26 protein-coding genes are annotated in these 24,359 nt (G+C 72.1%); 8 read left to right on the plus strand and 18 right to left on the minus strand.

The window, feature by feature from the left end:
* Positions 1 to 17 precede the first annotated feature (17 nt).
* The 11 genes from OHA34_RS16045 to OHA34_RS16095 are packed head-to-tail and all read right to left on the minus strand — an operon-like array spanning position 18 to position 11,066.
* Positions 18 to 614: a hypothetical protein gene (locus tag OHA34_RS16045; protein WP_285941986.1), complete on the minus strand. Its 597-nt coding sequence runs from the start codon at positions 612 to 614 to the stop codon at positions 18 to 20.
* Positions 611 to 1,144, minus strand: a complete 534-nt coding sequence (locus tag OHA34_RS16050) for a hypothetical protein (RefSeq protein WP_329522093.1) — start codon at positions 1,142 to 1,144, stop codon at positions 611 to 613. The genes OHA34_RS16045 and OHA34_RS16050 overlap by 4 nt, the downstream gene beginning before the upstream one ends.
* On the minus strand, positions 1,141 to 2,394 hold the full coding sequence (locus OHA34_RS16055; RefSeq protein ID WP_329522094.1) for an MlaD family protein: 1,254 nt from the start codon (positions 2,392 to 2,394) through the stop codon (positions 1,141 to 1,143). The genes OHA34_RS16050 and OHA34_RS16055 overlap by 4 nt, the downstream gene beginning before the upstream one ends.
* 1 nt (position 2,395) lies before the next feature.
* Entirely contained in the window at positions 2,396 to 3,637 is a 1,242-nt protein-coding gene (locus tag OHA34_RS16060; RefSeq protein ID WP_329522095.1) for an MCE family protein, read from the minus strand.
* A complete protein-coding gene (locus OHA34_RS16065) occupies positions 3,637 to 4,881 on the minus strand; it encodes an MCE family protein (RefSeq protein ID WP_285941990.1) in 1,245 nt (414 codons plus the stop codon). Before OHA34_RS16065 ends, OHA34_RS16060 begins: the two co-directional genes overlap by 1 nt.
* Before the next feature lies 1 nt (position 4,882).
* Positions 4,883 to 6,016: an MCE family protein gene (locus OHA34_RS16070; protein ID WP_329522096.1), complete on the minus strand. Its 1,134-nt coding sequence runs from the start codon at positions 6,014 to 6,016 to the stop codon at positions 4,883 to 4,885.
* A complete protein-coding gene (locus OHA34_RS16075; protein ID WP_329522097.1) occupies positions 6,013 to 7,071 on the minus strand; it encodes an MCE family protein in 1,059 nt (352 codons plus the stop codon). Before OHA34_RS16075 ends, OHA34_RS16070 begins: the two co-directional genes overlap by 4 nt.
* Complete coding sequence (locus tag OHA34_RS16080) at positions 7,068 to 8,396, minus strand: MCE family protein (protein ID WP_285941993.1); 1,329 nt, start codon at positions 8,394 to 8,396, stop codon at positions 7,068 to 7,070. Before OHA34_RS16080 ends, OHA34_RS16075 begins: the two co-directional genes overlap by 4 nt.
* Positions 8,396 to 9,232, minus strand: coding sequence for an MlaE family ABC transporter permease (locus OHA34_RS16085; protein WP_285941994.1), 837 nt, complete (start codon positions 9,230 to 9,232; stop codon positions 8,396 to 8,398). The genes OHA34_RS16080 and OHA34_RS16085 overlap by 1 nt, the downstream gene beginning before the upstream one ends.
* A gap of 8 nt (positions 9,233 to 9,240) precedes the next feature.
* Positions 9,241 to 10,029, minus strand: coding sequence for an MlaE family ABC transporter permease (locus OHA34_RS16090; RefSeq protein WP_285941995.1), 789 nt, complete (start codon positions 10,027 to 10,029; stop codon positions 9,241 to 9,243).
* A gap of 38 nt (positions 10,030 to 10,067) precedes the next feature.
* On the minus strand, positions 10,068 to 11,066 hold the full coding sequence (locus tag OHA34_RS16095) for an ABC transporter ATP-binding protein (protein WP_285941996.1): 999 nt from the start codon (positions 11,064 to 11,066) through the stop codon (positions 10,068 to 10,070).
* Positions 11,067 to 11,640: 574 nt separating this feature from the next.
* On the opposite strand from OHA34_RS16095, the gene OHA34_RS16100 reads away from it, so the two are divergent.
* The gene (locus OHA34_RS16100; protein ID WP_329522098.1) at positions 11,641 to 12,870 is read left to right on the plus strand and encodes a helix-turn-helix domain-containing protein; all 1,230 of its coding nucleotides are present in this window, start codon (positions 11,641 to 11,643) and stop codon (positions 12,868 to 12,870) included.
* Between the two features lie 104 nt (positions 12,871 to 12,974).
* Complete coding sequence (locus OHA34_RS16105) at positions 12,975 to 13,622, plus strand: TetR/AcrR family transcriptional regulator (protein WP_285941998.1); 648 nt, start codon at positions 12,975 to 12,977, stop codon at positions 13,620 to 13,622.
* Here OHA34_RS16105 and OHA34_RS16110 read toward each other — a convergent pair.
* Positions 13,619 to 14,053, minus strand: a complete 435-nt coding sequence (locus tag OHA34_RS16110; protein ID WP_329522099.1) for a nitroreductase family deazaflavin-dependent oxidoreductase — start codon at positions 14,051 to 14,053, stop codon at positions 13,619 to 13,621. The two genes, OHA34_RS16105 and OHA34_RS16110, sit on opposite strands and share 4 nt — an antisense overlap.
* Before the next feature lie 161 nt (positions 14,054 to 14,214).
* Here OHA34_RS16110 and OHA34_RS16115 point away from each other — a divergent pair, with 161 nt between their 5' ends.
* The gene (locus OHA34_RS16115; protein WP_329522100.1) at positions 14,215 to 14,778 is read left to right on the plus strand and encodes a dihydrofolate reductase family protein; all 564 of its coding nucleotides are present in this window, start codon (positions 14,215 to 14,217) and stop codon (positions 14,776 to 14,778) included.
* Positions 14,779 to 14,949: 171 nt separating this feature from the next.
* Here OHA34_RS16115 and OHA34_RS16120 read toward each other — a convergent pair whose 3' ends face one another.
* The gene (locus OHA34_RS16120; protein WP_329522101.1) at positions 14,950 to 15,342 is read right to left on the minus strand and encodes a hypothetical protein; all 393 of its coding nucleotides are present in this window, start codon (positions 15,340 to 15,342) and stop codon (positions 14,950 to 14,952) included.
* Between OHA34_RS16120 and OHA34_RS16125 the strand changes: the two genes are divergently transcribed.
* Positions 15,308 to 15,511 (plus strand): hypothetical protein, encoded by a 204-nt coding sequence (locus OHA34_RS16125; protein ID WP_329522102.1) that lies wholly within the window; start codon positions 15,308 to 15,310, stop codon positions 15,509 to 15,511. The two genes, OHA34_RS16120 and OHA34_RS16125, sit on opposite strands and share 35 nt — an antisense overlap.
* A gap of 21 nt (positions 15,512 to 15,532) precedes the next feature.
* Here OHA34_RS16125 and OHA34_RS16130 read toward each other — a convergent pair whose 3' ends face one another.
* Both OHA34_RS16130 and OHA34_RS16135 read right to left on the minus strand, forming a co-directional pair.
* Complete coding sequence (locus OHA34_RS16130) at positions 15,533 to 16,042, minus strand: GNAT family N-acetyltransferase (protein WP_285942003.1); 510 nt, start codon at positions 16,040 to 16,042, stop codon at positions 15,533 to 15,535.
* A gap of 147 nt (positions 16,043 to 16,189) precedes the next feature.
* A complete protein-coding gene (locus OHA34_RS16135; RefSeq protein ID WP_329522103.1) occupies positions 16,190 to 17,668 on the minus strand; it encodes a flavin-containing monooxygenase in 1,479 nt (492 codons plus the stop codon).
* 84 nt (positions 17,669 to 17,752) lie between these two features.
* Between OHA34_RS16135 and OHA34_RS16140 the strand changes: the two genes are divergently transcribed.
* Entirely contained in the window at positions 17,753 to 18,400 is a 648-nt protein-coding gene (locus tag OHA34_RS16140) for a TetR/AcrR family transcriptional regulator (protein ID WP_285942005.1), read from the plus strand.
* Between the two features lie 13 nt (positions 18,401 to 18,413).
* Here the strand turns inward: OHA34_RS16140 and OHA34_RS16145 are convergent, their stop codons facing one another.
* Positions 18,414 to 19,082, minus strand: a complete 669-nt coding sequence (locus OHA34_RS16145; RefSeq protein ID WP_329522104.1) for a TetR/AcrR family transcriptional regulator — start codon at positions 19,080 to 19,082, stop codon at positions 18,414 to 18,416.
* Between the two features lie 137 nt (positions 19,083 to 19,219).
* On the opposite strand from OHA34_RS16145, the gene OHA34_RS16150 reads away from it, so the two are divergent.
* Together OHA34_RS16150 and OHA34_RS16155 are read left to right on the plus strand one after the other, a co-directional pair.
* Entirely contained in the window at positions 19,220 to 20,329 is a 1,110-nt protein-coding gene (locus OHA34_RS16150) for a ferritin-like domain-containing protein (protein WP_285942007.1), read from the plus strand.
* A 36-nt stretch (positions 20,330 to 20,365) separates the two neighbouring features.
* Entirely contained in the window at positions 20,366 to 21,229 is an 864-nt protein-coding gene (locus tag OHA34_RS16155) for an SDR family NAD(P)-dependent oxidoreductase (RefSeq protein WP_329522105.1), read from the plus strand.
* Positions 21,230 to 21,268: 39 nt separating this feature from the next.
* Here the strand turns inward: OHA34_RS16155 and OHA34_RS16160 are convergent, their stop codons facing one another.
* Positions 21,269 to 21,961: a TetR/AcrR family transcriptional regulator gene (locus OHA34_RS16160; RefSeq protein WP_329522106.1), complete on the minus strand. Its 693-nt coding sequence runs from the start codon at positions 21,959 to 21,961 to the stop codon at positions 21,269 to 21,271.
* A gap of 152 nt (positions 21,962 to 22,113) precedes the next feature.
* Between OHA34_RS16160 and OHA34_RS16165 the strand changes: the two genes are divergently transcribed.
* The gene (locus OHA34_RS16165) at positions 22,114 to 23,085 is read left to right on the plus strand and encodes an AurF N-oxygenase family protein (RefSeq protein WP_329522107.1); all 972 of its coding nucleotides are present in this window, start codon (positions 22,114 to 22,116) and stop codon (positions 23,083 to 23,085) included.
* A gap of 370 nt (positions 23,086 to 23,455) precedes the next feature.
* Here the strand turns inward: OHA34_RS16165 and OHA34_RS16170 are convergent, their stop codons facing one another.
* Positions 23,456 to 24,265 carry a hypothetical protein gene (locus OHA34_RS16170; protein WP_285942011.1) on the minus strand — a complete coding sequence of 270 codons (810 nt, stop codon included), beginning with the start codon at positions 24,263 to 24,265 and terminating at the stop codon, positions 23,456 to 23,458.
* Positions 24,266 to 24,359: the final 94 nt, after the last annotated feature.

The raw sequence follows: 24,359 nt of genomic DNA on the forward strand, positions 1-24,359 counted from the left end.
ATTCCACCCTTCTCCGTTCAGGCGGCCCGGAGGTCGCTGATGCGCCAGCCGTGGTCGTCGTGCCGCGCGGTGACGACGAGCTGCGCGGCGATCGGCGGCCCGGCCGCCTTGCCCTTGCGGGTGGCGGTCTGGTCGAGGAACACCACGAGCACGGCGGTGCGGCCGTCGCGGGTGAGTCTGCTGAGCCCGGCGCGGGACACCTTGGTGGTCAGCGCGAGCTGCTGCACCGGCGCCTGCGCCTTGACCTGGCCGAACAGCGACGCGTACTGGCTCGCGGCGCGTCCGGTGAGGACGGTGGCGGCGGCGCGCTCGGTGGCGGCCGGGTCGGTGTAGGCGTAGGTGAAGACGCGGGCGACGGCGCCGGACACGTCCGCGATCACCTTGGCCGTGTCGCCCTTGTCGAGCAGGGCGCGGTTGCTGGACGGCGCCGCCGCGCTCCGCCGGTCGGCCCAGTCCGCCGTGGCGAGGCCCGCCAGGAGTAGGGCGAGGGCGACGGCAAGCGGCCAGCCGAGCGCGGCGATCCGCTTGAGCGCGGGCAGCATCGAGCGGCGGGCGGGCTTCTTCTTGCGCGGGATCGGCGGACGGCGCGGCGTGGTGCTTTGGTCGACGCTCACGAGCGCCCCCCAGGGGCGAGCGCGGTGAGCGTCTTGACCTTCCACCCGCCGCCCGCGCGTTCCATCCCGACCTGGTAGCGCTTGCGCTGCTCGGTCCCGGCGCCCGGCGTCGACAGGAACACCCGGACGGACGCGATGACGGTCGCCTCGCCCGCGTCCGCGTCCAGCGCGGTGACGGCGAGCGCGGTGACCCGCCCCCGGGCGGGCGCGTTCTGCTTGGCGAAGGTGGCGCGGGCGGCGGCCATGTCCTGCTTCAGCGCGTCGTGGAACGGACCGGTGGAGATCTCCAGCCAGTGCGCCAGATCCAGATCGGCCCGCTTGGGGTCGACGGTGTTGAGCTGGGTGATCTGCCGGACGGCGGTGCGGGTCAGCTCGTCCCGCCGCCCGGCCAGGTCGTCGCCCGCGCCGGCGTCCGCCCGGATCACCGCCCAGAGCGAGACCACGAGGTACACCGCCGCGGCGGCGATCAGGACGTACCCGGCGGGACGGAGCCACCGGGTCGTCCGGACGGTCCCGGCGAGCGCGGTCACCTGGCGCCGCCCAGGCCGAGGAGACCGGTCAGGGCGGACGTGGGCTCGGGGTCGGTCAGCGTGGGCGGCAGGCCGAGCGCGCCGAGCGCCGACCGGACGTCCGCGCGGGCGGCCGAGCCGGGCCTGGCGGGCGTGGGGACGCCCCGGTGCGGCGCGTTCGCGGAGCCGCGGACGCCGATCCCGCTGGACGGGCTCTCGGTGCACCGCGCCTTGGTGTTGAACGCGGGCGCCTTGGACTCGTCCTCCCCGTCCCGGTAGGTGGTGCCGCCGTAGCCGCGGGTGCAGGGCTGCGGGTTGAAGAAGGTGTTGACCAGGCCGAAGTTGAGCTGCCCGCCCGCGACGACGGTGGCGCCCATCCCGGCGACGTCCGGGAGCTTGGCGAGCAGCTCCTCCAGGCCGTCCTGGCGGGGCTCGAACAGCCGGGCGGTGGTGGTGAGGTTGGCCAGCAGCAGCCCGAATCCGGGGTCGAAGTCGTTGAGCAGCCCCGATACCTCGCGGGACGCGCCCGGCCCGGCCGCGATGATCTTGCGGAGGTCGGTGTCGGAGGCGCGGAGCTGCCCGGCGAGCAGCCGCGAGTCGCGGGCGAACCCGCGGAACGAGGCCGCCTCCTCGTTCTGCGTGCGGAGTACGACCTTCCCGTTGCGGATCAGGCCCTGGGTGGCGGGGAACGCGGCGTCGGAGGCGGCGATGAACCGGCCGCTGGTGTCCAGGAGCTGCTGGAGGTGCGGGCCCTGCCCGGCGAACGCGAGGCCGAGCTCGTCGATGACCGTCTTCAGGTCGTCCAGCGGCAGCGACGCGGTGAGGTCGTTGACGCTCTTCAGCGTCTCGTGCACCGGCGCCGGGGTGGTGGTGACGCTGCGCGGGATCGTGTCGCCCTGCGCGAGGAACGGGCCGGCCGTCGCGGCCGGCCGCAGGTCGACGTACTGCTCGCCGACCGCGGACCGGTTCGCCACGACCGCCTGGAGGCTCCGCGGGATGTCGGGGGCGCCGTCGTCGACGTACAGGTCGGCCAGGACGCCGTCCCGGGTGAGGTGGATCTTGCCGACCTTGCCGACCGTCACCCCCCGGTAGGACACGCCCGAGCCCTCGAACAGGCCGCCGGTGGTCGCCAGGTCGAGCTTGACGACGTAGTAGCCGCGCATCCCGACCAGGCGGCCGAGGTCGGCGTACTTGAGCCCGAGGTAGGACAGCACGGACACCGCGATCACGATGAACGCGACGATCCGGACGCGGGTCGCGACGGTCAGCATCTCAGCCCCCCTCTCCGAGCGTGGGCAGCGGCAGCGCCGGCTGCTGCCCGTCCTGCGGGACCTGCGGCCCGGCCGGCGCCTGCGGCCCGGCGGGCGCCGGCGTGGACGGCGCGGAGGTCGCGGGCGCCGGGGTGCCGGACGCGCCGTCCGTGCCCTGTCCCGGGCACGGCACCGGCAGCGGTCCGGCCGGTCCGCCGGCGAGCGCCCGCATCCGGGCCATGTCCGGTTTCGGAGCGACCTCCTTCACCGGCGGGATGACGCAGTCGTTCGCGCCGGTGGCGGTGACGCTGAGGTAGGTGTTCATGTAGTCGCCCTTGACGGCCTTCAGCGCCTCGTCGGTGTAGGGGTAGGTGAGCAGCACCTCCAGCGAGCGCGGCAGGTCGCGGCCCGAGTCGGCGAGCTTGCGCAGCACCACCGACAGGGCCTTCAGGTCGGCGACCGTGTCGTCCTTGCTCGCCTTGATCGTCCGGACCGCGATGGCGGACAGCTCGTCCAGCTTGCGGAGCATCTCGACGAGCTGGCCGCGCTGGTCCTCCAGCACCTTCAGGCCCGGCGACAGGTCGGTGAGGACGGTCGCCACCTGCCCGCGGCGGGCCGCGACGGTGGACGACAGCCGGTTCAGCCCGTCCAGCGCGCCGGTGATCGCACCCCGGTTCCGGTTGAGGGTGCTGGTCAGCGTGTTGACGCTGTTCAACGCCGAGCGGATCTTGTCCTCCCGGCCGCCGAGCGCCTTGTTCAGCTCCTGATTGATCGTCCGGATCTGCGGCAGCCCGCCGCCGGACAGCAGCATCGACAGCGCGCCGAACACCTCCTCGGTGTCGGCGTTGCGGGTGGTGCGCGACAGCGGGATCGTCGCGCCGTCCGCGAGCCGCCGCGCGGACGGCGCGGACGCGGGCGCGGCGAGCTTGACGTACTTCTCCCCCAGCAAGCTCGACTGCTCCAGGTTCGCGGTCGCGTTCGCGGGGAGGTGCACCGAGCCGTTCACCAGCAGCGTCACCTCCGCGTTCCACGACCCGTTCGGCAGCGACACCTTCGACACGCGGCCGACGGGGACGTCGTTCACGCGAACCGCCGCCTGCGGGACGAGGTTCAGCGCGTCCTCGAACTGCGCCCTGACCGTGTACGGGTGGTCGCCGAGGCTCGCGCCGCCCGGCAGCGGGATCTCCTCGATCGACACCGAGCAGCCCGCGGCCAGCACGCACGCGCCGGTGAGCGCCGCGGCGACGGCCCTGGGTGCGCGCATCAGCGTCCTCCCTTGCTCGCGGTGCCGGACGGGCCCGCGTAGGTCTGGCCGGCGGCCGGGAGCGGCAGCGGCGGCAGCCCGCCCGCCGCGGACGGCGGCACCGCCGTCAGCCCGGACCGGCTGAGCCGCTCGCACTGGGCGCGCAGCGTCGGGGTCGCGGCGGCGGCGACCGCGCACACCGGGCGGGCGTCGGACGGCTGCGGGTCCACGCCCGGCTGCCTGGTGCTGCCGAACGCCCGGGTGATCTCCAGCAGGTTGCCGCGGCTCATCAGCGTCCGCGACTGCGGGTCGTAGGCCTTGAGGACGTTGCCGATGGCCAGCGGCGCGGTGTCGAGCGTCTCGGCGAGTGAGGCGCGCTGGTCGACGAGCACCTGGGTGACATCGGCGAGCGCGTCGACGTTCTTCTTGAGTTGCGCCCGGTTGTCGGAGATGAACCCCTTCACCTCGCCGAGCGCCTTGGCGAGGTTGGCCAGCGCCGCGCCGAGCTCCTCGCGGTCGGCGGCGAGGAACCCGCTGACGTCGGCGAGCTGCCGCTCCGCCAGCCGGATCTGCCCGTCGTTCTCGCGCAGCATCACGCTGAACTTGTTCAGGTTGGCGATGGTGGCGTACATGTCGCCGCTGGAGTCGGCCAGCGTCTGCGACGCCTTCCCGAGATCGGCGATCGTGGTGTTGAGGGCCCGGCCGTTGCCGCCGAGGTTGGCCGCGCCGACCCGGATCACGTTCGACAGCGCGCCCTTGGCGTTCAGCCCCTGCGGGCCGAGGTCGCCGGAGAAGCGGCGCACGCTGTCGTAGAGCTGGTCGAGCTCCAGCGGCGTCGCGGTCCGGCTCACGTCGATGGACGCGCCGTCCGGCATCCGGGGGCCGCCGCCATAAGCAGGGGCGAGCTGGATGTACCGGTCCGACACCAGGTTCGGCGCGATGACCACGGCCTTGGCGTCGGCGGGCACCTTGATCTTCCGGTCCACCGTCAGCACCGCGCGCACCTGCCCGCCGAGCGGCTCGACGGTGTCGATCGAGCCGACCTTGACGCCGAGGACCCGGACGTCCGAGCCCGGGTAGACCCCGATCGCGGTGCCGAAGTAGGCGGTGATCCTCCGGCCGGACGGGCCGGCCAGCACCGGGTACAGCGCCGCCGCGACCAGCAGCACGAAGATCACGATGAGCGCTTCCAGCACCCGGGTCCGGTGGTCCCGGATCGGCGAGGCCAGCCTGGGGAGCCGCGTCGTGCGGGTCGTCGCGGCCATCTCAGCGCCCTCCGGTCAGATGCGGCGGCTCGCAGGCGGGCCCGGACGGCTTCCAGGAGCCGCCCTCCAGGTACTCCAGCGGGACGGTTCCGCACAGGTAGCCGTCCACCCAGCGGCCACTGCCGACCGCGTTCCCGGTCATCCGGATGTACGGGCCGGCCAGCGAGAGCGCCTTGTCGAGGCTCTTCTGGTTGCGCTGGAGCACCGCGGTCACCTTGCTCAGCGAGTCCAGCGTCGGCTGGAGCCGCGGCTGGAGGTCCCGCACCAGGCCGACCAGCTCCTTGGCGAGCCGCTCGGTGCCGACCAGCAGCGTGTGGATCGCCTCGCGGCGCCGCCGCAGCTCGCCGAGCAGCAGGTTGCCGTCCTTGAACAGCACCTCGAACTGCTCGTTCTGGTCGGCGAGCGTGCCCGAGAGCCGCTTGGTGCCGGCCAGGAGCTGGGCCAGCTCGGCGTCCCTGGACGCGATCGTGTGCGACAGCGACGACAGCCCGTCCAGCGCGAGCCGGACGCTCGCCGGGGTGTGCTCGAACGAGGCCGAGATCGTCTGGAGGCTGGCGGCGAGCTTGCCGGTGTCGACCTGCTGGAAGGTGCGGCCGAGGTCCTGGAACGCCGTGGTCACGTCGTACGGCGAGACCGTCCGGTCCAGCGGGATCACGGTGCCGGGGTCCTGCTCGCGCGCGCCGAGCGGGTCGAGCGCGAGGTACTTCGACCCGAGCAGCGTCTTGATCATGATGGTGGCGCGGCTGGCGTCGCCGACCCAGGTGCGGCGCACCCGGAAGGACACCCGCACCTTGTTCCCGGCCAGCTCGACGCCGGTGACCTTGCCGACCTTCACCCCGGCGACCCGGACCTCCTGCCCGCCCTTCAGCCCGGCGGCCTCGGAGAAGTACGCCTGGTACGTCGTCCCGCCGCCGATGATCGGCAGCTCGTCGGCGCGGAGCGCGACCAGCAGGCCGAGGACCAGCACCGCGACGCCGAGCAGCGCGATCGGGATCGGGTTGCGCTCCCGCAGCGGCTTCAGCCGCGGCCGTCCCCGCCGTGCCTTCGGCCTCGGCGGCGGCGCGGGCGCCGAGGACCCCGGCGGCGGGCCGGAAGGCGGGACCGCGGGCGGGCCGGGGGGCGTCGGCGGCGTCATCCCTTGCACCTGTCGGCCGTGATGGGGATGCCGGTCGGCGGCGGCTGGTTCGAGATGTCCGAGCCGGCATAGGTGACGCCGATCAACGTGACCTCGCACTGGTAGAAGTTCAGCCACGACCCGTAGGAGCCGATCCGGCCGAACGTTTCGAGCTTGGTGGGCAGCCGGGTCAGGAACCGGTCGACCACCGGCTCGTCCCGGTTGAGGTTGTCGGAGAGCCGGCCGAGCTGGACGATGCCGTCCTTCAGCGGCTTGCGGCCGACCTGGAGCAGGTCCGCGGTGGCGGTGCCGAGCTCGCCGATCGCGCCGACCGCCTCGCCGATCGGGACCCGGTCGGCGGCGAGGCCGGAGGTGAACCGGCGCAGCGTGGTGACCAGGTCGACGAGCTGCCGGTCCCGGGAGTTGACGGTCTGCACGACCGAGTTCAGGTTGGTGATCACCTGCCCGATCACCTGGTCCTTGGCGGCCAGCGTGGAGGTCAGCTCGCCGACGGTGCGCAGCAGGCTCTCGATCGTGCCGCTCTCGCCCTGGAGCACCTTGACGACCGACTCCGAGAGCCGGTTGGCGTCGCCCGGCGACAGCGCCTGCATCAGCGGCTGGAACCCCTGGAAGAGCTGGGTCAGGTTGAGCGGCCCGGTGGTCTGCCGGGCCGGGATCGTCCCGCCGTGCGGCAGCGTCCGGCCGGGCGCGCCCGTGCCCTGCCCGAGCGCGATGTACCGGCCGCCGACGAGGTTGAGGTACCTGACCGCGGCGGTCGCCGACGTCGGGACGGCCCGGTCGCGGTCGACGGAGAACCGCACCAGCGCGAGCCGCCGGTCCGTCACCTTGATCGTCTCGACCTGGCCGACCTTGACGCCCGCGATGCGCACCCCGTCGCCCGGGTGCAGCCCGGCGACGTCGGTGAACTTGGCCCGGTAGGAGACCCGGTCGCCGCTGGTGGTGCTGGTGATGCTGGCCGCCAGCAGCGCGGTGGCCAGCACCGTCACCAGGATGAAGATCAGCGAGCTGACCAGCGGCACGCCGAGGCCCTTCAGGCCCTGCCCGGTGAGCTTCACTTGACCGTCACCTCCGTGCCCCGGAAGATCGGGCCGACCAGCACACTGGACCAGTCCGGCAGCGCGTCGGGCACCTCGTCGAGCGACGGCCCGACCAGCTCGTTCACCATGTCGTTCTCCGAAGCCGAGTTGGCCGGGCCGAGGCCGCTGCCCGTGACGCCGGCCGTCCCGCCGGCCTTGCCGCCCGCCGGGGCGCCCGCCGGGAGGCCGCCCTGCGCGGGGACGCCGCCGGCCGGGACCACCCGCGGCGACCTCCCCTCGCCGGGCAGGTACGGGACGCTCGGGCAGTGCGGCCCGCCGCCCGCGCCGTACCGGGGGCTGTCCTTGCCGGGCAGGTAGCGGCCCTTGTGCTGCACCGAGGAGATGTTGACGTGCGGGCCGTGCTCCTTGGTGCCCTTGCCGAGCACCCGGTCCATCATCGGCACGAAGTCGGCGAGCGTCCGGAACGTGCACGGGGCGGCCGGCGCGTACCGGCGGCCGAGCTCCAGGCTGCCCCGGCCCTTGGCGGCCAGCTCGATGATGTTGCCGGAGTTGACCCGCATGAAGTCGGTCAGGTCCACCGCCGTCACCGACATCGCCGCGTACAGCTCGGCGAGGTGCACCCGCTGCTCGGCGACGGTGCGGCTGGTGACGGTGAAGTCGGTCAGCGCGTCCAGCAGGTCCGGCGCCGAGTCGCTCGCGTGCTGGGAGAACTCGGCCAGCTCCGACAGGTTGCCGGCGAGCGCCGGCAGCTCGGGGTTCAGCTTGCGCAGGTAGGCGTCGAGCTGGACGAAGTTGGCGCCGAGCTGGTCGCCGCGCCCCTGGAGCGCGGTCGACATCGCGTTCAGCGTCGCTGCCAGCTTGGCGGGCTGGATGGTGTTGAGCAGGTCCATCGTGTGGTTGAGGACCTCCGACAGCTCCACCGCGTTGCTGCTGCGGTCCTCGGAGATCACGTCGCCGTCCGCGATCGGCTTCCCGGCCTGCCCCTGCGGCGGGACGAGCGAGACGAACCGGGCGCCGAACACCGTCGTCGGGAGGAGCTGCGCGTTCACGTCCGACGGGACGAGCTCGGCCAGGTCCGGCTTCAGCGCCAGCGTCAGCTTCGCGCCCGCGCCGTCCGCGCTGATCGAGCGGACCTCGCCGACCACCACGCCGCGGACCTTCACGTCCGCCTGCGGGTGCATCTCGTGCCCGGCCGTGCCGGTGCGCAGCGTCACCATCGTCGCGGCGGTGAACTGCTTGTCGTAGATCGCGATGGACAGCCAGATCAGCAGCGCCGGGACCAGCAGGAACGCCACCCCGGTGAGCCGCTGCCCGGCCACGCTCGCCTTGCTCCGCCGCGCCATCAGCCCGTCACCTTCACCGTCGTGGTCGCGCCCCAGATCGCCAGGCTGACGAAGAAGTCCGTCACGCTGATCAGCACGATCGCGGTCCGCACCGCGCGGCCGACGGCGATCCCGACGCCCGCGGGGCCGCCCACCGCGCGGTAGCCGTAGTAGCAGTGCGCCAGGATCACCATCACGCTGAAGATCAGCACCTTGGCGAACGACAGCACCACGTCCTGCGGGGCCAGGAAGATGTTGAAGTAGTGGTCGTAGGTGCCGCCCGACTGCCCGTTGAGCCAGAGCGTCACCTGCCTGGACGCCAGGTAGGAGCTGAGCAGCCCGATCCCGTACAGCGGGACGATCGCCACCGTGCCCGCGATGATGCGGGTGGTCACCAGGTAGGGCATGGACGGGATGCCCATCCCCTCCAGCGCGTCGATCTCCTCGTTGATCCGCATCGCGCCGAGCTGCGCGGTGAACCCGGCGCCGACCGTCGCCGACAGCGCCAGCCCCGACACCAGCGGCGCGATCTCCCGGGTGTTGAAGTAGGCCGAGACGAACCCGGTGAACGCGGCCGACCCGATCTGGTCGAGCGCCGCGTACCCCTGGAGGCCGACGACGACGCCGGTGAACAGCGTCATGCCGAACATCACGCCGACCGTGCCGCCGATGACCGCGAGGGCGCCGCTGCCGAACGCGACCTCGCCCAGCAGCCGCAGCGACTCCTTCAGGTAGCGGCGGACCGCCCGCGGCGTCCACAGCAGCGCCCGTACGTAGAAGCCGAGCTGGTCGCCGGGCTGGTCCAGCCACGACACCAGCTTCACCGGCCGGAACCGGCGTGCACCGGGAAGAGCCATCGGACGCCTCACGCTCCCTTCGCCGGGACGACCTTGAGGTAGACCACCGTGAGCACGAGGTTGACGAAGAACAGCAGCAGGAAGGTGACGACGACCGACTGGTTGACCGCGTCGCCGACCCCCTTCGGGCCGGGGCTCGGGTTCAGTCCCCGGTAGGCGGCCACGACCCCGGCGATGAATCCGAACAGCAGCGCCTTGAGCTCGCCGACGTACAGGTCGGGAAGCTGCGCGAGCGCCGAGAACGAGGCCAGGTAGGCGCCCGGCGTGCCGTCCTGCATCAGCACGTTGAAGAAGTAGCCGCCGGCGACGCCGACGACCGACACCAGGCCGTTCAGCAGCACCGCGACCGCGATGCAGGCCAGCACCCGCGGGACGACCAGGCGCTGGATGGGCGAGACGCCCATCACCTCCATCGCGTCCATCTCCTCGCGGATCGTCCGCGAGCCGAGGTCGGCGCAGATCGCCGAGCCCGCCGCGCCGGAGATCAGCAGCGCCACGATCAGCGGGCTGGCCTGCTGGACGACGGCCAGCACGCTCGCGCCGCCGGTGAGCGACTGCGCGCCGAGCTGCTTGGCGAGCGACCCGACCTGCAACGCGATCACCGCGCCGAACGGGATCGACACCAGCGCGGTCGGCAGGATCGCGACGGAGGCGATGAACCAGAACTGCTGGATCAGCTCGCGGACCTGGAAGGGCCGGCGGAACGTCATCGCCACCACGGTCGCGGCGAGCACGAACAGCCGTCCGACCTGGCGCAGCGCCCCGGCGCCCGGCGCCGCGGCCTCAGGGGCGGCCATGGCCGTCCACCTCCATCACGGGACCGGCGGGCACGGCACTAGGAACGGCCATCGGCGCCGCCTCCCATTGGGTGGTTGCGGTGGGCGAGGATGGCCTGCTGCGCGGCGTACGGCAGCCGCGGCATGAGCTGGTCGACGCGCGCGGCGTGCCGCTGCTCGGCCTGCCGGACCGGCATCCCCTCGGTCGGGCGGAGCTGCGGCGGGATCTCGAACCCGCGCTTGCGGGTGCGGTCGCGCGCCTCGGCCTCCGCCTCGGCGGCGAGGGTGGCGGCGTCCTTCTCCTCCGACATCCCGATCGGGCCGTGCCGGTTGCCGTGCAGGAACTGCGCGACGACCGGCTCCTCGCTGGTGAGCAGCAGCTCGCGGGGGCCGAAGGCGACCAGGTCGCGGCGGAACAGCATGCCGATGTTGTCGGGGACGGTCGCGGCGATCTCGATGTTGTGCGTGACGATCAGCATGGTCGCGTCGATCCGCGCGTTCACGTCGATGAGGAGCTGGGACAGGTAGGCGGTGCGGACGGGGTCCAGCCCGGAGTCCGGCTCGTCGCACAGGATGATCTTCGGGTCGAGCACCAGCGCGCGGGCCAGCCCGGCCCGCTTGCGCATGCCGCCGGAGATCTGGCCGGGCAGCTTGCGCTCGGCGCCGCCGAGGCCGACCATCTCCATCCGCTCCATCACGATGCGGCGGATCTCCGGCTCCTTCTTGCGGGTGTGCTCGCGGAGCGGGAAGGCGATGTTGTCGAACAGGTTCATCGATCCGAACAGCGCGCCGTCCTGGAACATCAGGCCGAACTTCTTGCGCGCCTCGTAGACCTTGCGGTCGGGGTCGTTCACCATGTCGACGCCGTCGATCATGACCCGGCCCGTCTCGGGCTTGAGCAGGCCGATCAGCGACTTCAGGAAGACCGTCTTGCCGGTGCCGGACGGGCCGAGCAGCACGCTCACCTCGCCGGGCGGCAGCGTGAGGGTGACATCGCGCCAAATGGTCTGCGGGCCGAAGGCTTTTGTCAGTCCTTCGACCACGACTTCAATTCCCAACGAACACCACCACTCGCGATATCCCCTTGATTCGGCCAACGGTCGGGAATCGCATGACCCGTGTACCGCGAGCCGGCGAACGGCTCGCCGGGCGGTGACCGCCCTGTCCCGCCGGGCTGTACGCGAGGACGTTACGGGCGAGTAGCCCCGCAACTCAATAGGGCTCCGCGAGAATCTGGCCGCAATTCGGGAAATGGCCCGCTGAATTGTCACCGGCTTAGTGTTTGATCTTCGCCGAACCGGCCCAAGTGATTACCGGCCGGTAGCTTGGCGGTGCCGGACGCCCGGCGCCGCACCGCGTCCCGCCGGCTTTGTCACCTCGCCAACACTCCGGCCGCGGTTTTGTCACAACACGAGCAAACGAAGATCACCTTCGACCGGATCCGGCGGTCCGGACTTGCCACCGTCCACCGGCGACTTTATGTTCGCGGTGTTCCCGATACCGCCAATGGGTGTGAGCTCCCCCGCTCGGCACACCCCCCATCGGCGTCGCCGACCCGGTCCCCGTGGGCCGGGCCGAACCTGCCCCGCGACGCCGATGTCAGCCGGCCCGACGCGGAGGTGTCCGATTCCCATGTCGCAGGCACTGGAGTTGTTCGAACCCGACCGGAGCCAGATGGACCCCGCCCGGTTCGCCGGCCTGCTCCGGGCCCAGCTCGCCGAGGTGACCCACGAGGTCGTCACCCAGATCCGCCGGGTGATCCCCGAGTACAACCGGCCCGAGGACTCCGCCTACGACCAGGTGCTGCGGCTCAGCGCCGAGATGCTGTTCACCGGCTTCCTGGAGGCGCTCACCGACCCCGGCGCCGCGCCCACCCGGCGGGACGAGACCTGCCGCGCCCTCGGGCACTTCGAGGCGGTCGAGGGCCGCAGCCTGGACCACCTCCAGGCCGCGTTCCGGATCGCCTTCCACATCGCCTGGCGGCGGACGGTGATCACCGCCGAGCGCGAGTCGGTGCCCACCTCGGTGGTCTCCACCACCGTCGAGGCCATGCTGGTCTACCTGGACGAGGCCGTCGCGCAGACCCGGCTCGGCCACCAGCAGGCCACCGGCCACGCCGACCTGCGCCGCCGCGAGGAGCGCCGGCAGTTACTGCACCTGATCCTCCAGCAGCCCGCCGTCGTCCCCGAGGCCATCGAGGAACTGGCCAGGACCGCCTGCTGGTGGCCGCTGCCGGCCGAGGCCACCCTGGTCGCCGTCCACCCCGAGGCGCACTGCACCCGCGCCGCCCTCGACTCCGACGTGCTGTGCGACCTCGACTCCGGCGGCCCCTGCCTGCTCGTCCCCGGACCGATGACCGCCGCCCGCGCGAGCATGCTCCGCGCCGCCCTCTCCGACGCCAGCAGCGTCCTCGGCCTCACTCTCCCGCTGGAGAAGGCCACCCACTCCCTGCGCTGGGCCCGCCGCGTGCTCGACCTCGCCGAAGAGGGCATCATCCGGGACGGGTCGCTGATCCCCTGCCAGGACCACCTGATGACCATGTGGCTGCTGTCCGACCCGGCCCTCATCGAGGAGCTCACCCGGCGGCACCTCGACCCCCTGCGCGACATGTCCGACGGCCACCGCCGGCGGCTGATCGAGACCCTCGCCGAGACCGTCACCACGCGGTCCACCGCCGTCGAGATCGGCGAACGCCTCAAGGTGCACCCGCAGACCGTCCGCTACCGCCTCCGCCAACTGGAGGGCTACCTCGGCGACGGGCTCGACGACCCCGACACCCGGTTCTCGCTGGACGTCACGCTGCGGGCCGCCGGCCTGCGACGACGCCGCCACCTGGGCCGCCGGGGCACCCCCGGCGGCTGACCCGCGGGCGCCCCGCAAAGCCGAACAATCACACCACGGCACGGCACGGGCCGTTATCCTGACCTCCGGATTATCGATTCCTGACCGGAAAGTCGAAGGGGTCCATGCCAACGTCCACGTGGTTCCGGCTCAATGTCGCCAAGCGCGAGCGGGTGCTCCAGGTGGCGATGCGCGAGTTCGGAGAACACGGGTATTCGACCGGCAGCCTGAACACCATCGCCCGCGAGGCCGGCATCGCCAAAGGCTCGCTGTTCCAGTACTTCAGCGACAAGCTGGAGTTCTTCGCCTTCGTCTGCGACGAGGCGTCCCGCCGCATCCGCGAGGAGATGGAACGCCGCATCGCCCGGATCGCCGTCGACCAGCCCTTCGACGGCTGGCTCTTCGACGTGCTGTGCGACTGGAGCGAGTACATGGACGCGCACCCGCTCGAGCGCGCCGTCACCGCCGCCACCAACTTCGAGCTCGACAACAGCGTCCGCTCGGTCGTGCGCGACACCGCCAACCAGCACTACCTCCAGGTCCTGCACCCGTCGCTGAAACTGTGGCAGGAACGCGGCGACATCCGCGCGGACGCCGATCTCGACATCCTCGCCACACTGATGCTGATGACGCTGCCGTTCCTCGCGCTCGCGCCCTACTACGACGGCCTCGACCCGGTCCTGGACCTGCGCGGCCGGGCACCCGCCGCGCAGCGCCCGGTCATCCGGCAGATCATCGACGGCATCCGCCCGATGTTCGCGCCGTATCCCTAACCTGTGTCCGCCCGGCCCGGCATCCTCGCCGTGCCCCTCGGTACCTCTTCGATGTCGGCGACCAGCACGTCCATATGGCGGACGATCCGGCGCGCGAGGCCGGGCAGCCCGGCACCGGACGCATCGGTGCCCTCCGTCACCACGCGGGGTTCCGTGAGCCTGCCGGCCCGTCCGAGCCGCTCCACCCCGCCGCGCTCCTCGGCCAGCAGATTCCGCACCCAGTCGGTGTCGGACCCGTACGGCAGCGCCACGTAGAGCCGCCGCCCGTCCCGGAACGCCAGAACCGGCGTCCGGTACTCGCGCCCCGTCCTGCGCCCCTTATGGACGATCACCGCCAAGGGCGGCGCGAAGGGCGCCCAGACCCCTTGGATCCGGTTCGTGACGACCCGGTTGAAACGGGCGAGCGACTTCGGCAGCGGCGTTCGGCTCATCCCCCTCCCTAACACGCGGACCGCCCTTCCCGCGCCCGAACACGGGCGGACGTGGCTCCGCGGGCCGAAAGGGAAACGTAGGTGATCCGTAAGCGGGCTTCCGCATGCTGGGGACAGATGAGCGGCAGATCCGCCGCACCATGACCCGGCGAGGAGAAATCATGCGCAAGTTCAAGCTTCAGGTCCAGGTCAGCGTCGACGGCTACATGGCGGGCCCGAACGGCGAGATGGACTGGCTGACGTTCCCGTGGACCGACGACATCAGCGCCTACATCGACGCGTTCACCGCGCCGGTCGACTGCATCGTGCTGGGCCGCCGGCTCGCCGAGGGCTTCATCCCGACCTGGGCGGCCGGGCCCGAGGGCGAGTCGCAGGCGGGCATCGACAAGATGAACAACACCCCCAAGGTGGTCATCTCCGACTCCCTCACCGAGTCGCCCTGGGACAACGCCGTCGTCGCCGGCGGCGACCTGACCGAGACCATCAACGAGCTCAAGGCCCGGCCGGGCGGGGACATCATCACCTACGGCGGCGGCACGCTGGTGTCCGACCTGATCGCCAGGGGCCTGCTCGACGAGCTCCACCTGTTCGTCAACCCCACCGCGATCGGCGCCGGGATGCCCGTGTTCGGCCACCCCGACGTCCACCAGCGGTTCCAGCTCGTCACCGCCCGCCCCTTCGCCTGCGGCATCACCGCGCTGCACCTGGAGCCCAAGCGCTCCTGACTGTGTTAAAACAAGCCCGGCCCGGTGTCCTCGCCTGGCGGCTCGGACGCCGACCGTGCTTGGGCGAGCGCGGCATCGCTTCGCGATCCGGCCGGTTCGGCTCGCCTCCGGCTTCGCCTCACCGGCCAGGTAGCGCGCTCGCGCGACGGCTGAGGCAGTTTGAAACAGACCCTAGGCGCGGTCGCGATCCGCCCCTCGGGCGGCGGGGCGGGAGCGCCGCGCTCCGCGGGCGAACAGGAGCGCGGCGGCGGCGCAGACGAGCGCGGACAGGAGCAGGGCGCCGGACGTTCCGTTCGCGGTCTGTGCGGTGACGAAGGCGCCCATGGCGGTGACGCCGAGGGTGGCGCCGGTCTGGCGGACCGCGTTCAGGAGTCCGCCGACCGCGCCCGCCGTCCCCTCGGGGGCCGCGCTGATGATCGCGCCGACCAGCGCCGGCAGCGCGAAGGAGACGCCGAACCCGCAGAGCAGCAGGCCGGGTTCGAGCCAGAGGCGGCCGGTCCCCGGCAGCGCGGCGCGGCCCGGCCTGCGGGTGGACGACCTCCGGGGCGAGCGGCTGCTGGTCAACGTGCCCGCGTGCTCGTTCTGGATGGCGGCCGACCAGATCCTCGGGCCCGGCCTGGAGCGGGTCCGGCTCGGGCTCCCCACCCCCGACCTCAGCCTGCGGCTGGTCTGGCGGGCCGACCGGGAGATCCTCCCCGGCCTGCGCGACGTCCTCTACGCGGCCAGCGCCTGACGGCCCCCGGCCCGGAGGCAGTCAGACCAGATCGGTGGCAGGGTCGATGGTCCAGTGATTGCTGTGCAGGACCTGGCCGGCGAAGGGGACGTCCCGTTCCCCGACAAGACTGAACCCGAGCGAGCGGCAGATGCCGTTGGACGGGGCGTTCGTCGTTGCCGGGAACGCGTGGACCAGGCCCCAGCGGCCGTCTTCGGCGGCCTCGCGGAGCAGTGTCCGGACGGCCTGTTTGCCCACCCCCTGTCCCTGGAACTCCGGCAGCACCATCCAGCCGATCTCGGACAGCGGTTCACCGTCCATCTCGTGCGCCCACAGGAGCACGGTTCCGGCCACGACACCGGGCCCGGCGCCGTCGGGGACGATCATTTTGATCCAGGAGACGTCCGACGCCGCGTCCCGGACGTCGCGGCGGACCTTCTCCTCGACACTCTCTCGGGAGTGCGGGCCGCCGAGCTCGGCCATCATGACCGGGTCGCAGCGCATCCTGACGTAGGCGTCGGCATCTCCTGGTCCGACATCGCGCAGGTGCATCGGTCTCCTTCCATGGTGTCCCACGGCCCACCGGGGCCCGCCACGCGGGCGCGGGCGTCCAGAAGGATCTCGGCGGCCAAAGAAGAACGCTACCCGGCTGCCTGACCGGCGGTCGGCCGACCACGTCCGCCCGGCCGTCCCGGCGGATCAGGGGGTGAGGATGAACTCCTCTTCCCTGGCCTTGCGGGAGCCGGCCCAGAACTCGAAGGTGTGCCCCGGCCACAGCGTGCGGTTGACGCCGCCGGCGTCGAGATACCAGCTCTGGCAGCCGCCCTCGTTCCAGACGGCGCGGCGCAGGCGGCGCTGCAAGCGGTCGTTGAAGCGGCGGGACGCCTCGGGCCTCGGCTCGATGGCGTCGGCGCCGCGCTCCTGGAGCAGGCGCAGGCAGCTCAGCACGTGCTGGATCTGCACCTCGACCATGAAGACGACCGAGTTGTGGCCGAGGCCGGTGTTCGGGCCCAGCAGGAAGAACAGGTTGGGGAAGCCGGGGACGGTAGTGCCGCGGTGCGCCTCGATACCGTCCGCCCAGGCGTCCTGGATCTTCACTCCGCCGCGGCCGACGACGCGCATCTCGGCGAGGGCGTCGGTCACCTTGAAGCCGGTGCCGTAGATGATGCAGTCGACCTCGTGCTCGCGGCCGTCGGCGGTGACGACGGAGTGCTCGCGGACCTCGGCGATCGCGGCGGTCTCGACGTGCACGTCCGGCCGGGTCAGCGCCGGGTAGTAGTCGTTGGACAGCAGGACGCGCTTGCAGCCGATGGTGTAGTCGGGCGTCACCTTGGCGCGCAGCCCGGGGTCGGGGATCTGCCGCTGGAGGTGCCAGCGCGCGAGCCGCTCCATCGGGCCCGACAGCCGCGGGTCGATGGTGAAGCCGACCGCGCGGGCCTCCAGCGTCCAGTAGATGCCGTGCCGGAACGCGCGGGCGGCGCCGGGGACCCTGCCCAGCGCGGCGCGGACGGGAGCCGGGATCGGCCGGTCCGGCTTGGGCTGGATCCACGGCGGGGTGCGCTGGAACAGCACCAGGTCCGCGGTCCGCTCGGCGATCTGCGGGACGAACTGGATCGCGGACGCGCCGGTGCCGATGACCGCGACGCGCTTGCCGGCCAGGTCGTAGGAGTGGTCCCACTCGGCGGAGTGGAACGCGGTGCCCCGGAACCGCTCGATGCCGGGCAGGTCCGGGTACGCGGGGACGTGCAGCGCGCCGACCCCGGAGACGATCGCCTTGGGCGTCAGCACGGTGCCGTCCGCGAGCGTGACGTTCCAGCGCCGGGCGTCGTCGTCGTACTCCATCGCGTCGACGGCGCAGCCGAAGCGGATGTGGTCGCGGACGCCGTACTTGTCGGCGGTGCGCTCCAGGTAGGAGCGGATCTCCGGCTGCGGGGCGAACATCCGGGTCCAGCCGGTGTTGAGCTCGAAGGAGAAGGAGTACATGTGCGACGGGACGTCGCAGGCGCATCCGGGGTAGGTGTTGTCGTGCCACGTGCCGCCGAGCGCCCGGCTCTTCTCGAGGATCACGAAGTCGCGAAAGCCGGATCTGCGCAGCCGGATGGCCATCCCCAGCCCGGCGAAGCCGGAGCCGATGATGACGATCGCCGGAGCGCGCCCGCTGCTGTCCCACTCGACCATGACCTGTTCCTCTCAGGTAACCTACTCTCGGTAAGTTACTAGGAGTAGCTTACTGACGATAGGTCCAACAGTTAGGGTTCTCCTGTGAGTAGCGCCACACCGGGTCCTCCGGGCGCCCCGCCCGCGCCGCGCCGCCGCCGGATGTCCCGCGCCGAGCGCGAGCGCCAGATGTTGGACGTGGCCGAGGAGGTCTTCGGCGAGCACGGCTACCGGGGCACCTCGATGGACGAGATCGCCGACCGCTGCGGCGTGTCCAAGCCGATGCTCTACGACCACTTCGGCTCCAAGGACGGGCTGCTGCTGGCCTGCATGACCCGGTCCAAAGCCGAGCTGTACGAGGCCACCCAGAAGGCGATGGCCGGCGCGACCGCGCCCGAGGACGTCCTGTGGCGCGGGATGGTCGCCTACTTCGCCTTCATCGACGCGCACGGACGGTCGTTCGTCATGCTCCGCGACGAGCTGATGGCGACGCCCCCCGAGACCGCCGACGCGATGGAGGCGACCCGGCGGCAGCAGAGCACGCTGATCGCCGGGGTGCTGGCCGCGTTCGCGCCGGCCGCGCCCGCGGACGCCGTCGACGCCTTCACCGAGATCATCGTCGGCGGCTGCGAGCGCCTGTCGCTGTGGCGGACCCGCCGGCCCGAGGTCTCGGTCGAGGACGCCGCCCGCTACATGACCGACTTCTGCCTGCGCGGCCTCAGCCCCTACCTCGACGCCCGCACCGCGGGTTAGGGCCGTTCACCGCTCACCGGGACCGCGGCAGGCTCTCCAGGGCGTTGACGAGCAGGTCGAGGCCGAACTCGAAGTCGGTCTCGGGGTCGTGCCGGGCGAGCTGCGGGGCGAGCGCGATCACGTGCGGGAACTCGTCCGGGTCGAGCCGGGCGAACTCCTCGGCGCCGTCGCCCGGCAGGCGGTCGAACTTGCGCACGGCGCCGATCTCGCGCAGCTGCGCGCCGAGCGCGTACGCCAGCAGCGCGCGCATGATGCGCACCGAGGTCTCGCCGTCGAACCCGGCCGACTCGGCCAGCGCGAGCGCGCGCTCGGCGGGGCGCAGCCCGGCCGAAGTGCCGATCCGGTGGGTGAAGACGACGTTCATGCAGCGCGGGTGGTCGTGCGCGACCTTGCGGAACGCGCGGACGAGCGCGCGGGCGCGTCCGGTCCACGGCTCGTCCGGGCCGCAGTCGAGGTCCATCCCGGCCACGATGTGCTCGGCCACGCCCTGGAGGAGCGCGTCCTTGTTGGGCACGTGGTTGTAGAGCGACATCACCGCGACGCCGAGCTCGCCCGCGACCCGGCGCATCGAGAGCGCGTCGGCGCCCTCCCGCTCGATCAGCCCGATCGCGGCGTGCACGATGCGCGCGCGGGTCAGCGCGGGACGCCGCCCGGCCCGCCCGGAGTCCGCGGTCCTCGTCATCGCCCGTCCTTCCCCCGTCGGCGCCGGCCACCCGGCACCGGCCACCGTTGACATCGGCAGGTGGCGGTGACACCGTACGTACATCGTACGCATGACGTACATCGTACGTACGTCAGTGCCCTCCGAGAGGAGCGCCCATGTCGACCCATGACCTCTACACCGCCCCCGTCGACACGTCCACCTGGAACGTCCCGCTGGCCGGCGACGCCCGCTTCACCTGGGAGTACGGCGACGGGCGCGACCGGCTGCTGGCCCTCTACCAGAAGGGCAAGGACAAGCAGTGGGACTCGGTCAAGCGGATCGACTGGGACCTGGAGGTCGACCCGCACGACGTGCTCGGCGTCCCGGACCAGTCGCTGGCCATCTACGGCACCCGGTACTGGGACGCGATGAGCGACCGGGAGCGCGGCGAGCTGCGGCTGCACTCCTCGTCCTGGCAGTTCTCCCAGTTCATGCACGGCGAGCAGGGCGCGCTGATCACCGCGGCCCGGATCGTGGAATCGGTGCCGGACCTGGACGCCAAGCTCTACTCGGCCACCCAGGCCATGGACGAGGCCCGGCACGTCGAGATCTTCAGCCGGTTCCTCCAGGACAAGGTCGGGCTGGTCTACCCGATCAACACCAAGCTCCAGGACCTGCTCGCCGAGACGCTGGACGACTCCCGCTGGGACATGCCCTACCTCGGCATGCAGGTGCTGATCGAGGGCCTCGCGCTGGCCGCCTTCGGCGTCATCCGCGACATCGCCGCCCGGCCGCTGCCGAAGCAGATCCTCGCCTACGTGATGCAGGACGAGGCGCGGCACGTCGCGTTCGGCCGGATGGCGCTGCGCGACCACTACCGGGAGCTGACCGCGCCGGAGCTGAAGGAGCGCGAGGAGTTCGTCATCGACGGCTGCCACCTGATGCGCGACCGCATCCGCGGCCGGGAGGTCTGGACGAACTTCGGGATCCCGCCGGCCGAGGTCGACGCGCTGGTGGCGGACTCCCCGTACACGCGGATGTTCCAGAGCCTGCTGTTCAGCCGGATCGTCCCGTGCGTCCGCGACATCGGGCTGTGGAGCCCGCGCATCCGGGCCACGTTCGAGGAGATGGGCGTGCTGGAGGCCTCCAAGGCCGACCTCGACGCGCTGATGGGCGCGGACGAGGAGATCGCCGAACGGCTCGACTCCGAGCGGTTCGCCGCCGAGGAAGCGGCCCGCAGGGCCGAGGTGGACGCGGTCATCGCCGCCGCGGAGGCCGGTTCCTGAGTACGGTTGGATCTCCCCACCCCCTCGGAGGTGTCCATGCCACTCGCGCACTTCGACGGCGCGCTCGCCGTCGTCACCGGAGCCGGCGCCGGTATCGGCCGGGCCACCGCGCTGGCGCTGGCCGAACGCGGCGCCACCGTGATCGCCGCGGACGTCGACCTGGCCGCCGCGGAACGCACCGTCACGCTGGCCAAGACGCTCGGCACGGGCGGCGCCGCCCACCGGGTGGACGTCTCCGACGCCGCCGCGATGGAGGCGTTCGCGGCGGGGGTGCGGGAGGCCCACCGGGTCCCCGACATCGTCGTCAACAACGCGGGCATCGCCGTCACCGGCTCGTTCCTCGACACCGGCACCGCCGAGTGGGACCGCATCCTCGGCGTCAACCTGTGGGGCGTCGTGCACGGGTCGCGGCTGTTCGGCAAGCAGATGGCCGAGCGGGTGAACGCGCTGCCCAACAAGCCGGAGAAGCCCAACTACGGCGGCCACATCGTCAACATCGCCTCCGCCGCCGCGTACGCGCCGTCCCGGGCGCTGCCCGCGTACTGCACGACCAAGGCCGCGGTGCTGATGCTGAGCGAGTGCATGCGCGCGGAACTGGCCGGCTCGCGGATCGGCGTCACCGCGGTGTGCCCCGGGTTCACCAGCACCGGCATCGCCCGCAACGCGACCTTCGCGGGCCTCGACTCCGCCGGCGCCGGCGCCCTGCGCAAGCGCGGCGAGAAGGCGCTGCGGATGCGCGGCTACCCGCCGGAGAAGGTGGCCGAGCGGATCGTCCAGGCCATCATCAAGAACAAGCCGCTCGTCCCGGTCAACTTCGAGGGGCACGTGCTGCGCGCGCTGTCGCGCGTCTCGCCCGCCTCGCTCCGGCTGCTGGCCCGCGTCCCCGCCCCGCAGGGCTGAGCCCGGCGGGCGGCCCCGGCTTCGTCGCGGCGCCGCCGGTCAGCCGTGTTCGGGGCGGGGCAGCCGGACGCCGTGCTTCCTGGCGAGCCCGCGGTACATCGGCACCACGTACTCGCGGGCGTAGCGGCGCGCGTCCTCCGGCGTCTCCAGCGGGACGACGCTCTGCCGGGTCAGCACGAACGACAGCGTGACGCGGGCGCCCAGCTCGGCGATCATCGCGATGTCCCGGGCGGCCTCCGGGGTGATCTCCGCGTCGCCGAACATGGCGCGCCGGATCAGCGCGGCACCGTGGTCGCGGGCGGCCTCCACCACCGGGCCGCCCTGGACGGTGAGGTAGGGGACGATCGCCTCGGGCTCGGTCTGGAGCAGCCGGTTGAGCAGCACGTGGCCGCGCAGCCAGCTCAGCGAGAACGACACCGATTCGACGATCTGGTCTTCGACGTCCGCCCGCGCGGCGATGGCCGCGTCCTGCTCGGCCTGGAACCGGCGCAGCTCGCGCAGCAGCACCGCGGCGACCAGGTGCTCCTTCTTCGGGAAGCGCCGGTAGATGGTGATCCGGGACAGCCCGCCGCGGCGGGCCACGTCCTCGACCGTCGAGCGCCGCAGCCCGAAGTCCTGGAACTGGGCGAGCGCCGCGTCCAGGATGCGCCGCGCGGTCTCGTCATGCCCGCCGGGCCCGTCACCGGTCGGCGGCTCGCCTTCGAGCGCCTTGCGCAGCAGGTCCAGGACCACGCCCGCACCCCTCTCCCGAATGTGATGTGGGTCTCCCCCGGAATGCCCCGGCCACACCTAGATACAAACTTACAGAGAATGTATCTTCTGTTTCAGATCGGCCCGGAGCTCGCAGCATATCCGTGCGCCCCGCCGGCGAGAGGAGTCGGACCATGACCGCCCCCGTCCCGTCCAGCGACCACCGCAGGCCCGCGACCCGCACCGCCGAGATCAGGTGCCGGGACGGGAACCACACACTGGAGCTGACCGACCGCGAGGTGGTCGCCGAGCGGCTGCTCCGCAGCTCGCGCCGGCACTCCTTCGACCCCGACACCGACGTCGGCTGGGACGCCGCGCAGGACCCCGACCGCTTCTACCTCCCGCCGCGACTGGTGTCGATCTACGAGACCCCGCTGTGGGACGGGCTCTCCCACCGGCGGCGGGTCGAGCTCAGCAAGCGCGAGATGTGCAGCATCGCCTCGTTCGGCATCTGGTCGGAGATGCTGCTCATGAAGGCCCTGCTCACGCACGTCTACCGGCACCGCTACGACAGCGACCACGTCGGGTACGCGCTGACCGAGATCGCCGACGAGTGCCGGCACTCCCGGATGTTCGGGCGGATGGTGCGGACGTGCGGGCTGCGCACGCACCGGCCGCGCGCCCTGGAGTACCAGGCCGCCAAGCTGACCGGCATGGTGTACGACCCGATGCCGATGTTCGGCGGGACGCTGGCGGTGGAGGAGTTCACCGACGCCTTCCAGCGGCTGACCTTCCCGGACGAGACGATCCAGCCGATGATCCGCCAGGTCACCCGGATCCACGTGATCGAGGAGGCCCGGCACATCCGGTACGCGCGCGAGGAGCTCAAGCGGCTGGTCGCGGAGGCGCCGCCGATGCGGCGGCGGATGGCCGGGTACGCGCTGGCGCGGATGACCCGGATGACGGTCGCGCAGGTCGTCCACCCGTCCTGCTACACCGCCGTCGGGCTCGATCCGGGGCTGGCCCGCCGGGTGGCCGCGCGCAGCCCGCATCGCCGGGCCACGATGGCGTGGGCGTTCCGCAAGTGCACCGGGTTCTTCGACGAGATCGGGTTCCTGGACGGCCGGGCCAGGGACGTGTGGGCGCGCGCCGGGCTACTCGAATGAAACTGCAACCGGTTCCATTCATTGTCGGCCGAACGTCACATTAATCGATGGCACGATCGGTCATTTACCGCCGCGTCGCGCAATCGCCGTTCGGCCGGGGCCGCTTTTACCACCGCAAGGGCCGCGGAGCGATGTTCGCTCCGCGGCCCGTCGACGCCAACCTCATTGCTCACCTGGATCCGCTAGACCCAGGACACGCCAACCGGTGGTGCGCTCACTTCGTCGACCTCCTCCTCCCCAGGCTTACCTGGCGCCGATCCCCCGCCTTCGCACGGGTACCCGACCGGCGCCTCCCTCCCCTTTACAGAAACACCTTAGGAGCTATTGACAACGCATATGCCATGATCGGCCGATTCAGGTCAGAAATGTGTTAAGCAAGCGCGGCCAGCACTTCTCTGGCGGCACCGGTCGCGTTGCCCAGGCAGGTCCGTTCGCGGTCTTCGGCCTTCGCCTTGCCGGTCACCTGCTCGCTGTAACTTACCGTTATCACCACATTGCCGACACGCGCGGTGATCTGCCCGACGGCCGTCGGCTGCCCGCGGTCGACCTTGAACCACGCGTACGCCTCGTCGCCGATCCCGGACCGGCGCTCCAGCCGCACCGTGCGCTCCAGGGTGGCGTCGTGCGCGGCCTTCCAATGGGCGGCGACATCGTCCCCCGCGGCCCGCTCCGGCGCGCCCGCGCCGCCCGCCTTGTACAGGCGCCCCTCCACCCGCAGCCACTGGGACCGGAATCCGTCGCTGGAGGAGGCTGAGGTGTAGGTGCACGTGCCGTAGGTCGAGTCGCCGCTCGCCTGCTGCTGCGCCTTCGGCACGAGCCGCTCGACGGTGCCCTTCCGCACCATGCCGCACGGCTTCGGAAGCACCTTGTAGAGCGGCGCCGCCTGTTCGGGAGGGGCCGCCGTCCGGGACGGCGACGCCGAGGAGGACGACGGCGCGGGCGACGGGGCCGGCCCGCCGCCGGACGGGCCCGGCCCGGACCCGCCCGCGGACGGCTCCGGCGGACGCGCCACCTGCCGCTCCCCACCACCCGGGGCCAGCACGAACACCGCCACCGCGGCGGCCACGAAGGACACCAGCGCGATCAGCAGCGCCAGCAGCTTCGGCCGCCGGGCCCGCTTCGGCGGCTCCGGGGCCGAGTAGGGTCGCTGGAACGACTCCTCCTGCCGCGAAAGGCCCACTCCCCGGCTCCTCACTCCGCGCGCTGGCTGGACCGGTCCCCACCCTCGAAAGGTAATCAGCCCGGCGCCGGCTGACCAGGCCCCCGGCCGAGCC

The sequence above is a fragment of the Spirillospora sp. NBC_01491 genome (assembly GCF_036227065.1).
In the GTDB taxonomy this organism is placed as follows: Bacteria; Actinomycetota; Actinomycetes; order Streptosporangiales; family Streptosporangiaceae; genus Spirillospora; species Spirillospora xylanilytica.

What these genes read in the sequence shown, in the direction of transcription:
- OHA34_RS16055 (WP_329522094.1), bottom strand. Translation starts at nt 2,394, where the DNA reads ATGCTGACCGTCGCGACCCGCGTCCGGATCGTCGCGTTCATCGTGATC.
- OHA34_RS16060 (WP_329522095.1), bottom strand. Translation starts at nt 3,637, where the DNA reads ATGCGCGCACCCAGGGCCGTCGCCGCGGCGCTCACCGGCGCGTGCGTG.
- OHA34_RS16065 (WP_285941990.1), bottom strand. Translation starts at nt 4,881, where the DNA reads ATGGCCGCGACGACCCGCACGACGCGGCTCCCCAGGCTGGCCTCGCCG.
- OHA34_RS16070 (WP_329522096.1), bottom strand. Translation starts at nt 6,016, where the DNA reads ATGACGCCGCCGACGCCCCCCGGCCCGCCCGCGGTCCCGCCTTCCGGC.
- OHA34_RS16080 (WP_285941993.1), bottom strand. Translation starts at nt 8,396, where the DNA reads ATGGCGCGGCGGAGCAAGGCGAGCGTGGCCGGGCAGCGGCTCACCGGG.
- OHA34_RS16085 (WP_285941994.1), bottom strand. Translation starts at nt 9,232, where the DNA reads ATGGCTCTTCCCGGTGCACGCCGGTTCCGGCCGGTGAAGCTGGTGTCG.
- OHA34_RS16090 (WP_285941995.1), bottom strand. Translation starts at nt 10,029, where the DNA reads ATGGCCGCCCCTGAGGCCGCGGCGCCGGGCGCCGGGGCGCTGCGCCAG.
- OHA34_RS16100 (WP_329522098.1), top strand. Translation starts at nt 11,641, where the DNA reads ATGTCGCAGGCACTGGAGTTGTTCGAACCCGACCGGAGCCAGATGGAC.
- OHA34_RS16105 (WP_285941998.1), top strand. Translation starts at nt 12,975, where the DNA reads ATGCCAACGTCCACGTGGTTCCGGCTCAATGTCGCCAAGCGCGAGCGG.
- OHA34_RS16110 (WP_329522099.1), bottom strand. Translation starts at nt 14,053, where the DNA reads ATGAGCCGAACGCCGCTGCCGAAGTCGCTCGCCCGTTTCAACCGGGTC.
- OHA34_RS16115 (WP_329522100.1), top strand. Translation starts at nt 14,215, where the DNA reads ATGCGCAAGTTCAAGCTTCAGGTCCAGGTCAGCGTCGACGGCTACATG.
- OHA34_RS16130 (WP_285942003.1), bottom strand. Translation starts at nt 16,042, where the DNA reads ATGCACCTGCGCGATGTCGGACCAGGAGATGCCGACGCCTACGTCAGG.
- OHA34_RS16135 (WP_329522103.1), bottom strand. Translation starts at nt 17,668, where the DNA reads ATGGTCGAGTGGGACAGCAGCGGGCGCGCTCCGGCGATCGTCATCATC.
- OHA34_RS16145 (WP_329522104.1), bottom strand. Translation starts at nt 19,082, where the DNA reads ATGACGAGGACCGCGGACTCCGGGCGGGCCGGGCGGCGTCCCGCGCTG.
- OHA34_RS16150 (WP_285942007.1), top strand. Translation starts at nt 19,220, where the DNA reads ATGTCGACCCATGACCTCTACACCGCCCCCGTCGACACGTCCACCTGG.
- OHA34_RS16155 (WP_329522105.1), top strand. Translation starts at nt 20,366, where the DNA reads ATGCCACTCGCGCACTTCGACGGCGCGCTCGCCGTCGTCACCGGAGCC.
- OHA34_RS16165 (WP_329522107.1), top strand. Translation starts at nt 22,114, where the DNA reads ATGACCGCCCCCGTCCCGTCCAGCGACCACCGCAGGCCCGCGACCCGC.